This window comes from Halobacillus trueperi (genome assembly GCF_003386945.1).
Taxonomy (GTDB): Bacteria; Bacillota; Bacilli; order Bacillales; family Halobacillaceae; genus Halobacillus; species Halobacillus aidingensis.
This window is the reverse complement of record NZ_QUAE01000001.1, coordinates 394424-412268: the sequence shown is the minus strand read 5'-3', so window position 1 is coordinate 412268 and position 17845 is coordinate 394424. Positions and strand designations below refer to the sequence as shown.

Annotated in this window: 20 protein-coding genes; 4 read left to right on the top strand and 16 right to left on the bottom strand. The window is 45.0% G+C overall.

What is annotated here, in order from left to right:
• Positions 1 to 2: 2 nt before the first annotated feature.
• The 4 genes from DYE48_RS02120 to DYE48_RS21075 form a co-directional block, all read right to left on the bottom strand.
• A complete protein-coding gene (locus DYE48_RS02120) occupies positions 3 to 935 on the bottom strand; it encodes an ABC transporter permease (RefSeq protein WP_115822191.1) in 933 nt (310 codons plus the stop codon).
• An 11-nt stretch (positions 936 to 946) separates the two neighbouring features.
• On the bottom strand, positions 947 to 1771 hold the full coding sequence (locus DYE48_RS02115) for a M55 family metallopeptidase (RefSeq protein WP_115822190.1): 825 nt from the start codon (positions 1769 to 1771) through the stop codon (positions 947 to 949).
• Between the two features lie 189 nt (positions 1772 to 1960).
• The gene (locus DYE48_RS02110; protein WP_115822189.1) at positions 1961 to 3463 is read right to left on the bottom strand and encodes a UDP-N-acetylmuramoyl-L-alanyl-D-glutamate--2,6-diaminopimelate ligase; all 1503 of its coding nucleotides are present in this window, start codon (positions 3461 to 3463) and stop codon (positions 1961 to 1963) included.
• 168 nt (positions 3464 to 3631) lie between these two features.
• Positions 3632 to 3778 carry a hypothetical protein gene (locus DYE48_RS21075; protein WP_167449425.1) on the bottom strand — a complete coding sequence of 49 codons (147 nt, stop codon included), beginning with the start codon at positions 3776 to 3778 and terminating at the stop codon, positions 3632 to 3634.
• Positions 3779 to 3844: 66 nt separating this feature from the next.
• Here DYE48_RS21075 and DYE48_RS02105 point away from each other — a divergent pair, with 66 nt between their 5' ends.
• Positions 3845 to 4072, top strand: a complete 228-nt coding sequence (locus DYE48_RS02105) for a hypothetical protein (RefSeq protein WP_115822188.1) — start codon at positions 3845 to 3847, stop codon at positions 4070 to 4072.
• A 25-nt stretch (positions 4073 to 4097) separates the two neighbouring features.
• Here DYE48_RS02105 and DYE48_RS02100 read toward each other — a convergent pair whose 3' ends face one another.
• Genes DYE48_RS02100 through DYE48_RS02090 form a run of 3 tightly spaced genes read right to left on the bottom strand, consistent with a single transcriptional unit; the run spans position 4098 to position 7893 of the window.
• Positions 4098 to 4934: a phytoene/squalene synthase family protein gene (locus DYE48_RS02100; RefSeq protein WP_115822187.1), complete on the bottom strand. Its 837-nt coding sequence runs from the start codon at positions 4932 to 4934 to the stop codon at positions 4098 to 4100.
• A gap of 2 nt (positions 4935 to 4936) precedes the next feature.
• Entirely contained in the window at positions 4937 to 6412 is a 1476-nt protein-coding gene (locus tag DYE48_RS02095) for a phytoene desaturase family protein (RefSeq protein ID WP_115822186.1), read from the bottom strand.
• The gene (locus DYE48_RS02090; protein ID WP_115822272.1) at positions 6409 to 7893 is read right to left on the bottom strand and encodes a phytoene desaturase family protein; all 1485 of its coding nucleotides are present in this window, start codon (positions 7891 to 7893) and stop codon (positions 6409 to 6411) included. The genes DYE48_RS02095 and DYE48_RS02090 overlap by 4 nt, the downstream gene beginning before the upstream one ends.
• A gap of 277 nt (positions 7894 to 8170) precedes the next feature.
• Here DYE48_RS02090 and DYE48_RS02085 point away from each other — a divergent pair, with 277 nt between their 5' ends.
• Together DYE48_RS02085 and DYE48_RS02080 are read left to right on the top strand one after the other, a co-directional pair.
• Entirely contained in the window at positions 8171 to 8374 is a 204-nt protein-coding gene (locus tag DYE48_RS02085) for a hypothetical protein (protein ID WP_115822185.1), read from the top strand.
• 75 nt (positions 8375 to 8449) lie between these two features.
• The gene (locus DYE48_RS02080; RefSeq protein ID WP_089654777.1) at positions 8450 to 8575 is read left to right on the top strand and encodes a YjcZ family sporulation protein; all 126 of its coding nucleotides are present in this window, start codon (positions 8450 to 8452) and stop codon (positions 8573 to 8575) included.
• Between the two features lie 214 nt (positions 8576 to 8789).
• Here DYE48_RS02080 and DYE48_RS02075 read toward each other — a convergent pair whose 3' ends face one another.
• The 9 genes from DYE48_RS02075 to DYE48_RS02050 all read right to left on the bottom strand — a co-directional run bounded on the left by DYE48_RS02075 (position 8790) and on the right by DYE48_RS02050 (position 16915).
• Entirely contained in the window at positions 8790 to 10757 is a 1968-nt protein-coding gene (locus DYE48_RS02075; protein WP_115822184.1) for a sensor domain-containing protein, read from the bottom strand.
• 26 nt (positions 10758 to 10783) lie between these two features.
• Positions 10784 to 12145, bottom strand: coding sequence for a TrkH family potassium uptake protein (locus DYE48_RS02070; protein WP_115822183.1), 1362 nt, complete (start codon positions 12143 to 12145; stop codon positions 10784 to 10786).
• Between the two features lie 164 nt (positions 12146 to 12309).
• Entirely contained in the window at positions 12310 to 12735 is a 426-nt protein-coding gene (locus tag DYE48_RS02065; RefSeq protein ID WP_089654780.1) for a YwpF-like family protein, read from the bottom strand.
• An 81-nt stretch (positions 12736 to 12816) separates the two neighbouring features.
• Positions 12817 to 13830 (bottom strand): GTP 3',8-cyclase MoaA, encoded by a 1014-nt coding sequence (gene moaA / locus DYE48_RS02060; RefSeq protein WP_089654790.1) that lies wholly within the window; start codon positions 13828 to 13830, stop codon positions 12817 to 12819.
• A gap of 4 nt (positions 13831 to 13834) precedes the next feature.
• The gene (locus DYE48_RS02055) at positions 13835 to 15106 is read right to left on the bottom strand and encodes a molybdopterin molybdotransferase MoeA (RefSeq protein WP_115822182.1); all 1272 of its coding nucleotides are present in this window, start codon (positions 15104 to 15106) and stop codon (positions 13835 to 13837) included.
• A gap of 239 nt (positions 15107 to 15345) precedes the next feature.
• The gene (locus tag DYE48_RS21465; RefSeq protein ID WP_279629291.1) at positions 15346 to 15480 is read right to left on the bottom strand and encodes a hypothetical protein; all 135 of its coding nucleotides are present in this window, start codon (positions 15478 to 15480) and stop codon (positions 15346 to 15348) included.
• Positions 15481 to 15561: 81 nt separating this feature from the next.
• The gene (locus tag DYE48_RS21460) at positions 15562 to 15696 is read right to left on the bottom strand and encodes a hypothetical protein (protein ID WP_279629290.1); all 135 of its coding nucleotides are present in this window, start codon (positions 15694 to 15696) and stop codon (positions 15562 to 15564) included.
• 118 nt (positions 15697 to 15814) lie between these two features.
• A complete protein-coding gene (locus tag DYE48_RS21070) occupies positions 15815 to 15952 on the bottom strand; it encodes a hypothetical protein (protein ID WP_167356131.1) in 138 nt (45 codons plus the stop codon).
• Between the two features lie 429 nt (positions 15953 to 16381).
• Positions 16382 to 16915, bottom strand: a complete 534-nt coding sequence (locus tag DYE48_RS02050; protein WP_115822181.1) for an HD domain-containing protein — start codon at positions 16913 to 16915, stop codon at positions 16382 to 16384.
• Positions 16916 to 17117: 202 nt separating this feature from the next.
• Here DYE48_RS02050 and DYE48_RS02045 point away from each other — a divergent pair, with 202 nt between their 5' ends.
• On the top strand, positions 17118 to 17843 hold the full coding sequence (locus DYE48_RS02045; protein ID WP_115822180.1) for an SDR family NAD(P)-dependent oxidoreductase: 726 nt from the start codon (positions 17118 to 17120) through the stop codon (positions 17841 to 17843).
• The last annotated feature ends 2 nt before the right edge of the window (positions 17844 to 17845 follow it).

Sequence of the window (17845 nt, the reverse complement as noted above, 5' to 3'; positions counted from 1 at the left end):
CATTACTTGCCTCCTTCTTTATGCAGCTTGATTCTAGGATCGAGAATTCCGTAAGCGATATCCACCAGGAACAACATCAATACAAGAAAGGCACTGTAAAAAACGGTCGTTCCCATAATGACTGGATAGTCTCGCTGGTTGATGCCTTCAACAAAATATTTGCCCATCCCCGGAATTGCAAAAATCTTTTCAATGACGAACGTTCCTGTCAACACCCCTGCAAGCAAGGTACCTAAAATGGTGACCACAGGCATGAGTGCGTTCTTCAATGCGTGCTTCACAATGATTTTGGCTGGCGACAGCCCTTTGGCCCGGGCCATCTTTATATAATCCTGTGTTAACGTTTCAAGCATGCTTGACCTCGTTAAACGGGCAATAATGGCCATGGGGCCGGTGGCAAGGGCAACAATTGGGAGGACCATATGTTGTGGGCTGCTCCACGTCGCAGCAGGGAGCACGCCTAAATTGACGGCTAACTGCTGGATTAACAATGTAGCTAATACAAAGTTAGGAATCGATATCCCGAGTACGGCAATGGTCATCGCTATGTAATCAATCACTCCATTGTGCTTCAATGCTGCAAAAACACCGAGGGCAACACCAGAAATTAACGCAATGAGGATCGTCCATACGCCTAACTCAGCGGAAATAGGAAAGCCTCGTCCTAATAATGAATTGACCGTCTCTGTAGGTTGTTTAATCGATGGACCGAAATCCAGTGTCACAATGGATTTTAAATACAACACGTATTGCACGACTAATGGTTCATCCAGATGGTAATGGGCCTCTAAATTTCTCTGGACAGCTTCGTTGGTTGTTCTTTCTTCATTGAACGGTGAACCCGGTAGTAAATTCATTAAGAAAAACGTGAGCGTTGCTATGATAAAAACAGTAACTATCATGTAAATGAAACGTTTCAATATGTATTTCGCCACGACTGGTCCCCCTAGCTGGATGTTGTCTGCATGGCAAGCTCTGTCATGACAAGCATGGCTTGGTATGCTTCCACTATGTTTTTGGCTTGAAACCTTACCGTTGTTGAATCTGGTTCGATTTCTGTACCAGGCATAAGATTTGCCCATTCGGCCTGGCCATAATTCATAAATTCAATCCTTAGAGTGGGCTGTTCTGGAGGTACGAGCGGCTCTACTCGGTTTCGGTTATGTATCGCTTCCGTCGTTCGTTTTTCCAGAAGTTCTCCTGCCTTTTTCGGCGTTAAACTTTTGACCGCGGATCGAGAAATGGTTTCTTTCACTGGTACTGTAACGATATTTGGAATCAGGGCTTCTGCTTCCATCGCTGCACAGTCATCCCCGGCAACCATCAAAACAGGGACACCGTAATAACCGGCCACATACGCATTAAATCCAAGCTCTCCCACGGCAACATCATTTATGTAAAAATTGCGAACCCCGAATGTCATCGAGTGTGAAAGAACCCCTTTTTGAGCTGCCCTGGCATGGTACCCTACAAATATAGCTCCAGAATAGGATTCATCTAATCCTTGAATCATAGATAGTGGCTTCACACTTCCAGTGATTAAGGAGGCATCCGGGTGAATCTCATCGATCAGTAAATTGTTCATCTTCGAATGGCTGTCATTGACTAATACTTCTTCTACATGGTTTTGAAATGCCGCTTCAATGACATGGTTCGTTTCTTCTGTCATGATCTTCCTCGCCCGTTCATAATTGTGCCGGGAAGAATCAACAAAGGTGTAATCGGGTACACCGGTTATTCCCTCCATGTCTACGGAGAGGTACAACTTCATGATCATCATCTCCTTTTTTGGTAATATTGTTAATTTTCATAAAATTTTACCAGTTGATGACAAATTTTGCAATAGGACTCTTCCTCCACTTCTATTTAAAGAGCCCTATGTCCAACACTAGGAGACCAGGGATACGGCTCATGAATCATAAACGGCCTAAATAAAAAACCTGGATTTAGACTCCAGGTTTCACATAGGCTTCTTAAATAATGACTGTTTTTCAAAGTAGTAATCAATGACTTCAAGTTCAGAATAAGGAATTTTTTTATCGCCAACAATTTGGTAACCACCAAATCCAATGCCTGTCAGTAATATCACATCACCCGGCCCAGCTAGATCAAGCGCTAAGTGGATTCCTTCCTCTCTGTGCAATCGGGTATAAATGTGCGGGGAGGTTGGCTGCTTGAATCCCCGACAAACATCGTTGACAACACCCTGTCGATCCGCATGTCCAGGCTGGTCGACGCTTACGATGATTTGATCAGCCACACTTTCGACTACCTTTGCCATGAGGGGCCGTTTATTAGGATCTCGTAATCCAATTCCAGTAATCATGACAATCAATTGCCGATGAGGGATTTGTTTGACGGATTCTAAGACATGAGCCAGCGCATCCGGGGTATGGGCGTAATCCAAAATAATCTGATAAGGTACTTTCTTTTCTACCATTTGAAAACGGCCTTCCGGTTTTCTAATGTGACTGATGACGGAAAGGATAGAGGCTATTGAAAAACCTACCTGATGACAGGCCGCAATAGCTGCAAGTAAGTTTGATACATTGTACTCGCCAAAAACCGGAGCATTAATCGAATATTTCGTGCCGAAAGCATCTAAAACGAAGGTCGTTCCTGTCCTGGTGGTCTCAATATGAGAAGCTTGAAGATCGGCAGGCTGACGAATGCCATAAGTTATGGCCGGTCCTTTGAACGTTTGGATGAGATCTTCAGCCATCAGGGGATCATCGGCATTGATGACGGCTTGAGCCGCTTGTTGAAACAACTTCATTTTCGCCTTTTTGTAGGCGTCCATCGTCTGGTGGAATTCCAAATGTTCCGGGGTGAGATTGGTGTGGATCGCTACATTGAAGTGAATCGTTTCTAATCGCTTTTGTTCAAGAGCAATGGAAGTAGATTCAATAACGGCTCCCTGCATCTTTTTCTCACAAAAATACTTCAATACTTTATGAATGTCCGGTGCTTCCGGAGTTGTCGGCACCGTCTGCTTGAAATCCGTTTTTTGCTGATCATCCCAGATGCCTGCTGTGCCAAGCGACCCTGTCCGGAATGAAAGGCTGTTTAAAATGGAATGTGTGAACGTCGCCACCGTCGTTTTCCCATTTGTTCCCGTAACTCCGATCGTATGTAAAGAATCTGAAGGAGAACCAGACACAATGGAAGACAACACAGCAAGCGCAGAGCGACTGTCTTTCACACAAACAAAACTAAGGTGTGGGTGATCGGCTGCAGAAAGATCCAGCACCTCTTTGTCCGTTCCGACAATCGTTTGTGCACCCGCTTCGATGGCCTGCTTTATAAATAAATGACCATCGTGATGTTCTCCTTTAATGCAAATAAAAGCATCTCCAGGTTCGATCTCCCTCGAATCATAGGACACGGAATGGATTTCCTGTCGATCAGGCCCCTTGAAAGAACCGTCCAATAGTTCGGTCAGGATGTACATTTTCTTCTTCATATCATCATCCTCTGTTCGCTAAAATCCGCTTTATTTCGATAAAGCAATATATAATTCGAATTTCCCATATTCGAGAATATCGAAACCTAACATCTCGAATTCGATATGTTTTCCATAAAAAAAGACAGCGCCGGACCGGCGCTGCCTTTTCTTATAAAAGAAGCTGGATTATAAAAGACGAATATGCGTGATTTTTGCTTGCGGGTTACTTTTCAAATGACTTTCGCGTGCTTTTTCTTTGTGCGAAGCATATACAGGGACTTGTTTCACTACGCCTGATTTGGCCTGGTAATAGATCAAGTATTTTTCTGCCATTCTACTCTACCTTTCCTGATTCTTTGTTGCTACAAGTATTCGCACGAATGGACAGGAATATACATGATGTGGGTCTTGCGCGCGATTGAGATGGTCTTGCGCGCGATTGAGATGGTCTTGCGCGCGATTGAGATGGTCTTGCGCGCGATTGAGATGGTCTTGCGCGCGATTGAGATGGTCTTGCGCGCGATTGAGATGGTCTTGCGCGCGATTGAGATGGTCTTGCGCGCGATTGAGATGGTCTTGCGCGCGATTGAGATGGTCTTGCGCGCGAATCACGCACTGAAGGCGTGATTCGCTCGAACAAAAAGAAGCAGAATCACTGCATGTCTGCAATGATCTGCTTCTTCTCTTGATCTGATACGTAATTGCGATAGTTGAACACTTGATATCCGTTTTTTCTTACAGTCGGCAGGATGGCCCGATACATTTTGGCGGCGCCTCCTACTGGTGTGCGTGAATACAAAGGGTAATCAGGTAATGTTTTCATCGCATTGTCATAGAAGGCTTCAGCATCGGCGGCCAAGTCTTCCCACATGCTGATAAAGGCTTGATTTACCTTTTTCTTTTTCAGGTCAAAAAAAGTGTAGCCATGATGGTCCATCACTTCTTGTGGTAAGTAAATACGGTCGATCTCCATGTCTTCACCTATATCTCTTAGTATGTTAGTAATTTGCATGGCGTAGCCGAGTTCAATCGCTCCTTGGCGGAGAGCAGCGACTTTTCCTGGAGCAATGACAGGCAGAAGCATCAGACCGACGGTACTTGCTACATGATAGCAGTAATCTAATAAATCCTCTTTCGTACGGATGGTGGTCGGATACAGGTCCATGCGTTGACCTTTGATCATGTCATAATAGGGCTCAGGATCGATGGAGAAGTGTCTGAACACATCATCGAGCGCGATCCAGGAAGGGTCTTTGAGTTCAAGTTTCCCTTCCATGAATTGATCAAATTGTTGGGAGAAAGATTCGAGTTCTGTTTTTGGGTTAATTCCTTCATCTACGATATCATCGACACGACGGCAAAAGGCATAAATCGCCCAAACCGCTCTTTTCTGCTGTTTGGGAAGCATAGCGAATGCTTTTGAGAACGTTTTGGAATGCTTCTCGATTACTTCGCGGCAATGGTCGTATGCTTGGTTCAAGTCCGTCATCACTAAACACCTCGCTTGTAATTATGCCTTTCTTTAACACCATATTGCAAATAATCTGCCAACAATTTTGATCCTTGCATGACAATTGGAACACCGCCGCCTGGATGAATCGAAGCTCCAACCGCGTACACATTCCCTAACGCGTACGGCTGCAGCTGCGGTCGGAACACCCCGGATTGGAAAAGAGTCGGTGCTATTCCGAAACTGCCTCCTGCATACAAACCTTCGCGTTCAGCATCTTCAGGAGTTCGGACGTGCATCCATTCGATATGTTTTTTCAAGTCCGGAAAACCGCGTGCTTCCATTTCATCGATGATGCTTTCAATCAACTGGTCTTTCTTCCCCCAATCCACCGACTTTCCTGTAGGCACAGGAATCAATGTGTAGAGCACACCTTTTCCATCAGGTGCGAGAGAAGGATCCACTAAGGAAGGATGGAAAGTATAAAACGACGGATCATCCGGCAATTGCTTTTCAACAAACACTTGCCGCATATGGCGGTCAAAGTCACGAGACATGAAAAACTGGTGGATGGAGTCGTTCTCATACGTGCGGTCAAGTCCCATATAAAGTAAGAGACAACCCGAGGAAGGAGTATATTTCCGTTGAAGCTGCTTTTCAGCGGGCATAATTTTGTCCATCAGAGGGAAATCACCGTTCAAGATCAATTCATCGAACTTGATTTTTTCTCCTCCTGCCGTTATGGATAATGCTCTATCCTTGTTTGTTTCTACACCTTCTACAGGCATTCCTTTATAAATATGAACCCCTCTTTTTTCCAACTCTTCCTCGATGATTTCAACAAGATGGGCGTAGCCGCCTTTCATGTACCAAATCCCATGCTCATGTTCACTGTAAGATACGAGCGAGTACATGGCCGGAGATTGTTCAGGATGACCACCGATGTACAACGTTTGTAGCGTATAGGCTTCGACGAGTCGCTCATCGTCAAAGTAGCTGCGCATCATTTTCTTAACGTTCTGATAAGCTTTTAACTTGATCAATGTTTTCAAGTTTTTACGGGAGAAAAAGCTTCGCTTGTCTACGAAGGATTTTTCGAGAAACTGCGCTTTCCCCTGTAAAAACCGTGTCCGCATATCGCTCAAGAACCGGTCGAAATGAATCTCATTGCCAGGGAACTTCTCCTTTAGTTCCGCTTTTTGTTTTTCGGTATCTGAATATTTGTTGAACGTCGTCCCGTCAGGAAAATGGATATTATAGAGAGGGTCGCAAGGAATCAATGGAATTCGGTCCCTGGAAATGCCGCCGTCTTCTAAAATACTTAAAAGCATCTCAGGCAGAAGAACGATCGTGGGACCCTGGTCGATTTTGAACTCGCCATGCCGTTCGTACGTAAGCCTGCCTCCGAGCACGTCTTTCTTTTCATAAATGGAGATCTTGCGGTCAGGGTCGTTGGATAAAAGCAGAGCCGTTACAAGCCCGCCAATGCCTCCGCCGACAATCGTCGTTTTTGTCATATCGGCTGCACCTCCTCTTCCCTGATCCATCCTGTCGTTATCCTGGCCGATTCAAGGATGGTCGGCAATCCGCTTCCTGGATGGGTGCCCCCACCGACGAGCCAGCAATGATCGAGTTCCTGAAACCTGTTGTGCGGCCGGAAGTACATCATCTGGGAAAGTTGATGACCAAGACTGAACGTCGCACCCTGGTGGACAAAATGATCGGTCTCCCACTGCTTCGGCGTGAGGACTTTTTCTTCAACGACGTGGCTGCGGATATCGGTGAACCCTGTTTTTTTCTCGATTTCGTCATAGATTAATGATTTGAATGTTTCCTGCTTATCGTCCCAGTCAATCTCAGAATAATTGTTCGGGACTGGAGCTAAAATATAGACGGCTGAATGCCCCTCAGGTGCGAGCGTCGGGTCAGTCACGCTTGCATTATGGATATAGATGGACGGCTCGTCGGACAATACGAGGTCTTTCGTCATCTCATTTACATTCTTCTGGTAATCTTCCGCAAAAAGAATCGTATGATGCGGCATATCGTACACTTTGTCAAGACCGACATAGATCATGAACGTCGAACATGAAAATTTCTTCTTTTGGAGCTTTTCTTTGGAATGGCGGCGCAGGACACCGTCATCGACTAAACGGGTCATCGCTTCAGCGAAGTCTGCATTGATGATATATTCATCCGCGTGTACCGTTTCCCCGGAGTCGAGGACAAGCCCCGTTATCTCCTTACCTGATACATTGATTTTCTGCACGCCTTCCTTCAGATGTATTTGTCCTCCGTGTTCCTCCGTCACTTCCGCCATCGCTTTCGACAGTTGATTGACCCCTCCGATCGGGTGAAACACTCCCCACTCATGTTCCATGTACGAGAGGATGGAAAAGGCTCCCGGACATTCCCACGGCGACATGCCTAAGTACTTCGCCTGAAATGTGAACGCGATTTTCAGCCGTTCATCAGTAAAGTAATCGGAAAGGACGTCATAGACCGATTTGCCGAGTGAAAGCTTTGGCAGTGCTTTCAGCGCCCGTTTACTCATATAGTCGGTCAGCTTGTTATGTTTCGTTTGTAAAAGGGGCATGAGTGCCTGCATTTTTTCCCTTGTGTCCTTCATGAAGTCTTCATAACCAGCCTCATTGCCCGGGAAATGCTCAGCGATCACCTCAAGCATTTTTTCCCGTTCCCGGTACATCGGCACCCTTTTTCCGTCGAATTGAAGTTCATACATAGGGGAAAGCTCTTTCAAATCCATGTAATCGTGAACATTCCTCCCGGACATTTCAAAGATCTCCTCCATGATTTGAGGCATACTCAAAAATGTCGGACCGATATCGAATGTATAATCCCCGAGCGTAAAATGACCGTTCCTTCCGCCCACATAGGATTGTTTTTCATAGACATGAACGTCATAGCCTTTAGCTGCAAGGATCATCGCTGAGGCTAAGCCTCCAGGTCCCGCTCCGATTATGGCGATCTTTTTCATAACCATCCACCTTCTCTCCTGAACTTCTACTATACAAACATTATACAAAATATGTACAAATGCAGCCATTGATCCAACTTCACCAATGTGCTCTGCCAATTTTTCCATTTCTTTATACTCATTTTTTACCCTTCAGGCGGATGTTATAACCCTCTACTTCAGTAAAGTACTACTTTCGCTTCTGTTTCTTGATATTCCTCCTTACGGTACAGGATGGTTTTATGACAAGGATAATAAAGGGAATCGAGGGGATAATATGGTCGAAGGAGGCATGGTTATGTATTCAAATCAAAGGATTTCCGGACCTTATTACCCTTCCCATTCGACCCACCACCCCCCACACAACCAATACAGCAACGAGCAATTGAACCATTGGTGTGAGGAACTTGATCAGTGTGATCATCACCAGGAGCAACAGTCGGACAGCATGCACCAAAAAAGTAAAATCACAAAACTTTCGCCCCCGACCTTCATGATTTGATGAAGGTGGGTAGATGACCATACACAGTCCCTCACTCGTGCATAGGCTACGAATGTAACAACAGGAGGTGAGCTTATGTACGGAGGCTATCCTTACGGAGGAAGACGGTGCCACAGACCACGACGTTACGGCAATAACTTCGCCTTGATCGTCGTATTGTTCATCCTATTGATTATCGTAGGTGCAGCATTTTACTGCTAACCACTGATTTGTGCTTGAAAAAGAAACGCCAAGCATAAGACGAGGGACGGGAGGATGTCCTTTCCACCAAACTTGTCCAGCGTCTTATGGAGAAAGTAGAGGTAGACGCTGAGGGAGGATGGGAGAAAAGACAACCCTCTCCCCTCTTTACAAGACTCATCTTTATTCTTTTTCCTAAAAAAGGACACAGCCTTATCGGCTGTGTCCTTTTTAATTAGTGGACCGGTTTGTTTTCGAAAACGGTGATTAACTCCTCAGCGGGCAGCGGCTTGCTGTAGAAATACCCCTGGATCTCATCACACTTTTCACTTTTAAGAAAATCCCATTGTTCGGCGGTCTCTACGCCTTCTGCAATCACCTTCATATTCAATGAATGGGACATGTGGATGATCGATTTAACGATGGCCTGGTTTTGCTCCTGGTTTTGCTCCTGGTTTTCACTGATGAAAACTTTATCGATTTTCAACTTACTCACAGGAAAACGGCTCAAGTATTTGAGTGAAGAATATCCCGTGCCGAAATCATCGATAGAGACATGGACACCTAGGTTCCGGAGTTCATTCAGCGTTTGGATGATATACTCTTCGTTGGTCATCGCCATGGATTCGGTAATTTCAAGCTCCAGATACATCGGATCGAGGCCGGTTTCTTCTAAGATCTGTTTCACCCGATGGACAAGGTCCTTTTGTAAAAACTGCAGGGCTGAGAGATTCACACCAACAATGACTGCCGGATACCCTTCTTCCTGCCATTGTTTATTTTGACGGCACGCTTCCCGTATGACCCAATCACCGATTTCGAAGATCTGGCCATTTTTCTCTGCGACCGGTATAAAGGTCGCAGGAGAAATCCTTCCTTTTTCCGGATGGTTCCAGCGAATCAAAGCTTCAAGGCCGACAATTTTTCCTGTGTGAATGCTTTTTTGTGGTTGATAATGCAGCTCCAGTTGATTGCCTTTTAAGGCTTTACGCAGTTCTGAATCGATGGAAAGCATTTGTTCAAACTCTTCACTGATCGATGTGTTATAGCAAAGGTAATCATTGCGATGCTTTTCTTTGACGGTGTACATTGCACTGTCTGCCTGCTTGATGAGATCTCCGGATGTCTTTCCATGCTCCGGATATAGGCTGATCCCAATGCTTACGGATGTGTACAGCTCATACCCGTCAATGACGACAGGCTTCCGGAAAGCTTCAATCAGCTTTTGCGCCAATGACTCTGCATCGGTCTGATGGTTCACATGCCTCTGCAGGACAAGGAACTCATCCCCACCCATTCGAGCAATGAACGTGTCTGCATCCTGATGCAATTTCAACCGCGAAGCACACGCTTTCAACAGTTCATCCCCGAAAGAATAACCGAGGGTGTCATTGATTTGCTTGAAATAATCCAGGTCGATGAAGTGGACAGCAAGCCCGTCCTTCTCTTCGATCGCCTCTTTGACCATATCCATGAAGTAATAACGGTTAGGAAGATCCGTCAGTTCATCATAATAGGACATGAATTCAATTTTTTTCTCGTTATGTACACGTTCGGTAATGTCCCGAACGATCGCCACGCGTAAAACACGATCTTCTTGCGGATAAGGATGGGCGAGAACTTCGATATAAAAAGGGGTCCCATCTTTTTTAATCGCCTTCAGCACATATGGCTGTTCGGGGTAGCTAAGAAAAAGCTTGTGCAGCGCTTCGTGTTCATCTTCTTCTGTGAGCGTGAACGCGTCCTGCTTCATAAGTTCTTCTTTTTCGTAACCGAACATGTGTGCAAGCGTGTCATCACAATCAATGATCTTTCCTTTTTCGTGAATGACCATCCCCTCGGATGGAACCGTTAACCGTTGATTCATCTTTTTCTTTACTTCGAACGTTTGATCGAGTATCGGGACGGCTTGGAGAAAAATGGCGTAAAGGGAGCTGTTTTTCTCCACCTGCCGGCATTGAACTTTATACAATGGACCTCCTGATGGGGAGAGATCCACCAATTTCGGGTTTTCTTCCTTTTTTAGCTGATGAAAATCAAGGAGGTCGACGAGTGACTGGGCATCCCCGTCGATCAATTCTCCCGCTTTGTCATTGAACCGAAGCAGTTCCCCTTCTTCATCTACAAAAAGCAGGGCATCATTCATTTGTTGAAAAATCCAATCATCTATAGGTAATGCAAGCTCTTTCAAACGGTCCGACATAAGTGTGCCCCCTAAACAGCTGTGTTCTAACCAATAATGATTCTTTCTCTAGGATAATGAAATTTCCCTTGAGCTTTGTCATGTTTCTTGAATGAGAATAAGAATGTCAATAATCCGATCCGTCCTAAGAACATGAGCAGCATAAGCACGACTTTTCCAAAGGAAGACAGGCCTGGCGTGATGCCGAGGGATAACCCAACGGTTCCGAACGCCGAACAGACCTCAAAAACGAGTTCATTCAGTGTAAAAGGTTCTGTGATGGTCAGAGTGATAACAGCGCTGAAGCAGACGAATAAGGCGACGATCGTGACGACAACCGCTTTATTCAAGTCTTCTGGATGAACTTCTCTTCTGAACAATCGGATATTGTTCCCGCCCCTGGCAAAGGTCAATACGAAGATGACCACAAGAGCGAATGTCGTCGTTCGGATCCCGCCTCCCACACTACTCGGGGAAGCACCGATAAACATCAAGGAAGACATGAACAGCTGGGTCTGCTCTGTAAATTGATTGATATCCATCGTGGAGAGACCACCACTTCTCGTTGTGACAGACTGGAACAAGGCATAAAAGAAAATTTCATGCCAGGACTTGTCAGTAAAGAAATGATTGCTTTCTAAAATGATGATCATGATTGTCCCTAGTACAACCAAGGCAAAGAAAGTAAAAGTCGTCAGTTTGGCAAACAATGAAAAACGAATCGTTTTCTCTTCATGATTTTGCATCAAATATTGTTTGACCTCGATCAGAACCGGAAAACCGATGGCTCCGGCAATGATGAGGATGATGTTGATGAATTGCACAAAATAATCGTCACGAAACGGGATCAATGATTGGCCCGTGATGTCAAAGCCACCGTTCGTCATCGCACTAATCGTACCGAAGAAACCCTGCAAATAAGCTTCGCCTGGTTCATAGTACTGAAGAAAATACGTACCCAGGACAAGGAAACCGACCAGTTCGATCACCAATACAACGATAACGATTTGTTTCACAAGTCTTACCATCCCGGCAAAGGACGTCTGGTTTTGGTCCGTCATAATTAAACGGCGTTCTTTCAAACCGATTTTCTTCCCGAGCATCAACCAGATCAACGTACCTAAGGTCATCACACCGATCCCTCCGAATTGAAGAACGATCGCCAGGATGAAATAACCCGTCGTACTGAACGTTTCCGCTGTCGGCAGGGTGGTCAAACCTGTGACACTGACCGCACTGACCGCCGTGAATAAAACATCGATAAATTCAACTTTGACCCCATCCCGATGCGCTACAGGAAGGGCAATCAATATAGAGGATATGGTCACCGCGACCATATAATATAATGCGATTAATTGGAATGGCGATAAGTCATTCAGCCATCGCAGGCTCTTTCTTCTCACCCACATAAAGTAAAACTCCTTTGATGTTGCCAGGTCTAATGGATGTCTATCACCACTATTAGTATAGCAGGATGTTCGACAAATTACTTCCGTTTTTTAAAAAATCTAAGACATTTGAACTAATACACACGTCGGAGGCGTCTGATATTCAGACGCCTCCAACCCTATGCTTATGCTTTTGATTCCTGGCCACGCTTTTTGAATTCTTCTAAGAGGTCTTCTCCCTGATAGCCTTCATCCATCAATTGCTTTAACACCCACTCCACTTGTTCCTGCTGCCGATCTACAATCGTTCCCATAAAGATGACATTCATACGGTCGCCGATCATGTTGACGTCAATCGGTTTCACGAGGAAAGTCGCCGGACGGTTGCTTTGTTTCGTAATCTTCACTTGTATGATGATTTCTTCTTGATTTTCTTTCATCGTTTCAAAGAAGTCGCGATAACTCTCATCGACGTACGCCTCAATCACCCAACGACCGTGATCATCTTCCCTGTTGATAATTAAACCGTCTTCGAGCTTGATGCGTCTTTGAGTGATATCCTCGTGCTTTTCTTCCACGATATCCAATGAAATCAGTTTAAAGGTTTTCATTCGAATGACCTCCGAGAATGATAATTATCTCCATTATAGAACACGGAGAGGACTGGAGCAAAGAGTGATTTCGACCTTTTTTTATCCACCGATGTAAGACATTTCGATTTTATTCTCTTTCATCGGCTTCCCTTGGGCCCTGTCGACTGAATATTGATCGGTACGACCTGTCCAAATCGCGAGCAAATAGTCCGTAATTGTTTCATCGTCTTCCCCATCACGAAGCATGGTTTTCAAATCATACCCGGATGAAGCAAACAGACAAGTAAACAAGTTTCCGTCTGCGGACAAACGAGCCCTCGTACAGCTCGAGCAAAACGCTTCCGTCACGGATGAGATTACTCCGATCTCTCCCGAACCATCTTCATAACGGTAACGGGAAGCCACTTCTCCATAGTAATTCGGATCCTGGGCCACAAGCGGCATTTCTTGATCGATTTGTTCGATGATCCATTTTTTCGAAACGACCGCATCCATATTCCAGCCATTGTGGTTGCCGACCTCCATGAATTCAATAAAGCGCAGCGTATCGCCGGTCCCTTTGAAATAGCGCGCCATCGGCAGGATTTGGTCTTCATTCATTCCTTTTTTCACGACCATGTTGATTTTGATTTTCAATCCCGCTTCTCTCGCCGCTTCGATTCCTTTCAACACCGGTTTCGTTTTGATGCCACGTCCATTCGTTTCCTGGAAAACGTGATCTTCAATCGCATCAAGGCTGATGTTCACACGATCAAGCCCTGCATCCTTCAATTTTTGAGCCTGCCTGACAAGAAAGACCGCGTTCGTGGTGACGGCAATATCTTCGATGCCATCGATTTCTTTTAACCGGCGCACGAGATCCGCAAGGTCTTTCCTCATCAAAGGTTCGCCTCCGGTCAGGCGTATTTTTTCCACGCCGAATTGGGCGAAGATCTTCGCAAGCCGTACGATTTCATCAAAACTCAGGAGTTCTTCTTTTGGTAAAAAAGCATAATCCGGACCGAAAATTTCTGCCGGCATACAGTATGTACATCGGAAATTGCATTGATCGATCACTGATATTCTTAAATCCTTGATGGGACGACCGAGTTGATCAATGATGTGTGAATCGATAAGATCACCCCTCCTCAAAATATTCTTGTCCGCTTTGATCTTCTAAAAGGATCGCTTCTACAGCATCTCCTTTTTTAAATCCTCTCGTTCCTCCGGGAAGCACAAGAAAGGCGTCTGTTCCAGCCAGGGATGTAACGACATTCGACTTGTCCATCCCCGCCGGAGAGACCATTACTTTCCCTTCCTCGTAGTGAATCTTCCCACGCACAAAACGGGTGAAAGGATTCGGCTTGGGGAAGTCCTCTCCGAGTGTTGCTTTGATACGTGTATGGAAAGGCTTGGGGTTTCCAAGCAACTTTTGTATGATTGGATAGGTGAATAGTTCAAAACCGACATAGCAGGCGGACGGATTGCCGCTTAATCCATAAAGCAGCTGACCATCAAGCTCAGCGACGGTCGTCACACTACCCGGGCGCATCGCAACTTTATTGAAAAGCACCTGAGCCCCTAGTTTTTCATAAATGTCCGGCATGAGGTCATAATCACCGACAGATACGCCTCCTGTCGTAATCAAAAGATCGTAATTGTTCAGAGAACGGGAAACAGCACTAAAACAAGCGTCAAAATCATCCACCAGTTTCCCTAAAAAGTGACCCTCCGCTCCTGCGCGTTCGATTTGGGATAAAATCATGGGAGCATTGGAGTTGCGGATCTTCCCTGGCTGAAGCGGTTCATCTACGTCAAGCAGCTCTGTTCCCGTTGCAAAAACGCCGATTTTCGGCTTTCGATAAACCTTCACCTCTGGATACCCGAATGTAGCGAGGAGTGCTTTGACACCAGGATTGATACGTGTGCCTGCCTCCACGAGCACCGCCCCCTCTTCTGTCTCCGATCCTTTGCCGATAATATTCTGGTCCTGATCCATCGATCGCTTTAATGTCATGTAAGAGACGCCTTGATCTTCATAGGTTTGGCAGATTTCAAACATTGCGACACAATCTGCCCCTTCAGGAATCTCTGCTCCCGTCATGATACGGACGGCTTCTCCTTTTTCTACCGCTTTACTTGCGAGCTGGCCGGCACCAATCGTTTCCGTTACATGGAAGTTGCCTGGATTTTCTCTCGATAAATCCTTCGTATCTTCTGAGCGTAAAGCAAATCCGTCGTAAGGAGATTTGTTGAAAGGAGGAACAGGATGCGTAGCCAGTAAGTCTTCAGCTAACCTGCGTCCATCACTTTTCTCAAGAGAGACGGTTTCGGACCTTCCTTTTTTTTTATAGTTCATAACCCTGTCGACAGCTTGTGGGACAGGGAGTGGGTTTCTATGTAAGTTCATCTTCGATCCTTCCTTTAATAACGTCTTCCTTTGAACATATAGGAATATTCGTATTTTTTCAAAGATTGTCTATGAATGCTATGAATGATTTATTTCTTTTCCCTAATGGCTTGGAAAATAAACCCGCATCTTGTAAATCGCTGGAAGGTTTTCGTCCTGATATCAGGATTTTCGTGTTATATCAGTATCTGACAATTAATATTAAAAGCCCGAAGCAACGGCTCCGGGCTGGGTCTTAGTTAAATGGGATCGTACACATTGACGACGTGGTTGATCGCTGTCTCATCCTGCTTTTTCCCACGTTTTTCTTCTTTACGCGCATGCTTTTTCTCATTACGCTTCGTTATTTTCTTATTCCCTGATGCCATGTTCATTCACTCCCCTCCTTCCTATTGTTCCAAGGAAGAAAGGATTTTATGACAAAACCTCTGCCTGTTAAGCAGAGGTTTCATTGGTTATATCAGTGTGTATTTGCTTTTCACATCATTGATTTTCTGTTCGATCTGCCGGCTGCGTCGTTTCGATTTCTCGACAGAGGCGACATTCGCACGTTCAATAATGATGGTAAAAAGAATCATATGGATTCTCATGTTTCTTCCTCCTCTTTTTACTGAGGCTAAGCGGTATCCTTCTCAACATTCAACCAGTTCATAAAAGCCATTCTCAGCAATTCTCCCATTGTCATCATCTCCTTAAAATTTGTAGGTGTTACATGTAACGGCTGAATGCAGATTTCCGATCAAGCCACTGGTCTTTCGCCGTCGGTCGGTACCCGGGTAACGGCTGACAACTTTTCTGCTTGTTTTTTGCGACGGTAATCGTAAAAATAAAAAATTGAATCGTCATGAAAATCACCTCATTTCAAAGTGTAATATTTATATCTAAAGAGTAAAATTACCCTTAGATAGCATAAGAAAAAGCCGCAGGGCATACTGCGGCTTTTCGAAGAAATTTCTCCATTAAAAAAGCCACAGGAATACAATATGCATCTCCTGCGGCTGGTATGAGTGCTTTTTTATAAAATAGTCGTAGATCTCAGATACGGATCTCCGCGCAGGTCGATGGTATGAAATTGTTTTGGTTTTGTGTCATCCAGTTTTTCATGTTTTCCGACCTCGCTTTCTGAGAAATTTTTCTTACACTGGAAATTATATAGGACGTTTTACGGAAAGTAAAGCCTATTTCCAAAATATTCTTGACTTTTTTAGTAGGGCAGAAAAATTCCTGCCCCATAACGCCCCTGCTCTGATTCAATGTATGAAGGGCCAGAGGAAGTTATGCCAACTCATCATCATCCTGCAAATATTTTTCGATTTTCAAATCCAATTCATGCAATCGCTTCAATGCTTCGCTTTTGTCCATTTGCTTGTAATGATGCAACCCCATCGGCTGCTCATCCTTTTCATCGGCTTTCGCTACAACATGTTGAAGCGGCGTTCTTTTTTGTTCAAGACCAAACGGCAGGTAGCTGTCCGTGTGGAGAAGAACAGCCACAGACACTTCCTTCGCGACGAGACGGTCTTCACCGAGACGGATCAGGAGCTTATGGGCCCGTTCCGCGCCCTTGATCGCATGGATATCGGACTTCCGGTATTCATCATAATCCCATTTTCCATCCCGGTACCACTCATAATGCCCCATGTCATGGAGCAAAGCTGATTTCGTAGCAAGGTCAGGGTCCACTCCCTTTTTCAATGCCATATCAAATGCGTATCCTGCAACGGTGACCGCGTGGTTGATTCCTGAGCGCTGCAAGTACTTTTGTGTAATGCGGTGTTTGAACACATCGACGAGTGTCACTCTTTTCATACGATCACCTCCGATTTTTTAAAAAAGATCATATCATGATTACCCATTTAGAACAAGATTCCACTCGTTGATTCGCAGCTTTCGGAGAGCTTGGAGTGGAAAGAATCTTTTCAGACGACGTTTAATACAGTCAGTGATTTCACATTCCTATGGAAGTTTACCCTATAATAGAAAAAGGAAACGATTCCGGGGAGGGATAAACATGACAAAAAAGAACGAAACGGTACTCATCACAGGCGTCGCTCAGGGCATTGGGCGTGGATTAGCTATAGCATATGCGGAAAAAGGATACCGGGTGATTGGCTGTGATGTGAACGAAGAAAAAGGCCGGGAAACGATAAAAGAAGTGGATGGTGTATTCGTGCGTTGTGATGTAAGTGATCCAGAAGAGGTCGAAATTCTTTTCCAAAAAATAAAAGAGCCTTTTTCCATTTTGATCAACAACGCCGGCGTTAGTGAATTCAAATCGATATTCGAATTGGACGTGAATGAATGGGACCATGTGCTGAATACAAACCTGCGCAGCTGTTTCCTTTTTTCAAAATATGCAGCTGAACGGTGGAAAAAGGATAAGATTCCTGGACGAATTGTAAATATGGCATCTACGAGGGCGTTCATGTCTGAGCCTGACTCGGAAGCTTATGCGGCAAGTAAAGGGGGCATTTTCGCGCTTACCCATGCAATGGCCGCTTCTTTATCTCCATACAAAATCCGGGTGAACAGCATCAGTCCGGGTTGGATTCATACAGGCGATCCTCATGAATTAAGAGATGTCGATCATGACCAGCACTTATCCAATCGTGTAGGTACGGTCGATGATATTGCAAAAGCTTGTTTTTATTTGACGGATCAGGAGAATGGTTTTGTGAATGGTGAAAACGTGACCGTTGATGGCGGAATGACTCGAAAAATGATTTATGAACATTGATG

Bases quoted from the DNA above. Each gene is read 5' to 3' on its own strand.
- DYE48_RS02115 (WP_115822190.1), bottom strand. From the start codon at position 1,771: ATGAAGTTGTACCTCTCCGTAGACATGGAGGGAATAACCGGTGTACCC.
- DYE48_RS02110 (WP_115822189.1), bottom strand. From the start codon at position 3,463: ATGAAGAAGAAAATGTACATCCTGACCGAACTATTGGACGGTTCTTTC.
- DYE48_RS21075 (WP_167449425.1), bottom strand. From the start codon at position 3,778: ATGGCAGAAAAATACTTGATCTATTACCAGGCCAAATCAGGCGTAGTG.
- DYE48_RS02105 (WP_115822188.1), top strand. From the start codon at position 3,845: ATGTGGGTCTTGCGCGCGATTGAGATGGTCTTGCGCGCGATTGAGATG.
- DYE48_RS02100 (WP_115822187.1), bottom strand. From the start codon at position 4,934: ATGACGGACTTGAACCAAGCATACGACCATTGCCGCGAAGTAATCGAG.
- DYE48_RS02095 (WP_115822186.1), bottom strand. From the start codon at position 6,412: ATGACAAAAACGACGATTGTCGGCGGAGGCATTGGCGGGCTTGTAACG.
- DYE48_RS02090 (WP_115822272.1), bottom strand. From the start codon at position 7,893: ATGAAAAAGATCGCCATAATCGGAGCGGGACCTGGAGGCTTAGCCTCA.
- DYE48_RS02085 (WP_115822185.1), top strand. From the start codon at position 8,171: ATGTATTCAAATCAAAGGATTTCCGGACCTTATTACCCTTCCCATTCG.
- DYE48_RS02080 (WP_089654777.1), top strand. From the start codon at position 8,450: ATGTACGGAGGCTATCCTTACGGAGGAAGACGGTGCCACAGACCACGA.
- DYE48_RS02075 (WP_115822184.1), bottom strand. From the start codon at position 10,757: ATGTCGGACCGTTTGAAAGAGCTTGCATTACCTATAGATGATTGGATT.
- DYE48_RS02070 (WP_115822183.1), bottom strand. From the start codon at position 12,145: ATGTGGGTGAGAAGAAAGAGCCTGCGATGGCTGAATGACTTATCGCCA.
- DYE48_RS02065 (WP_089654780.1), bottom strand. From the start codon at position 12,735: ATGAAAACCTTTAAACTGATTTCATTGGATATCGTGGAAGAAAAGCAC.
- DYE48_RS02055 (WP_115822182.1), bottom strand. From the start codon at position 15,106: ATGAACTTACATAGAAACCCACTCCCTGTCCCACAAGCTGTCGACAGG.
- DYE48_RS21465 (WP_279629291.1), bottom strand. From the start codon at position 15,480: ATGAACATGGCATCAGGGAATAAGAAAATAACGAAGCGTAATGAGAAA.
- DYE48_RS21460 (WP_279629290.1), bottom strand. From the start codon at position 15,696: ATGAGAATCCATATGATTCTTTTTACCATCATTATTGAACGTGCGAAT.
- DYE48_RS21070 (WP_167356131.1), bottom strand. From the start codon at position 15,952: ATGACGATTCAATTTTTTATTTTTACGATTACCGTCGCAAAAAACAAG.
- DYE48_RS02050 (WP_115822181.1), bottom strand. From the start codon at position 16,915: ATGAAAAGAGTGACACTCGTCGATGTGTTCAAACACCGCATTACACAA.
- DYE48_RS02045 (WP_115822180.1), top strand. From the start codon at position 17,118: ATGACAAAAAAGAACGAAACGGTACTCATCACAGGCGTCGCTCAGGGC.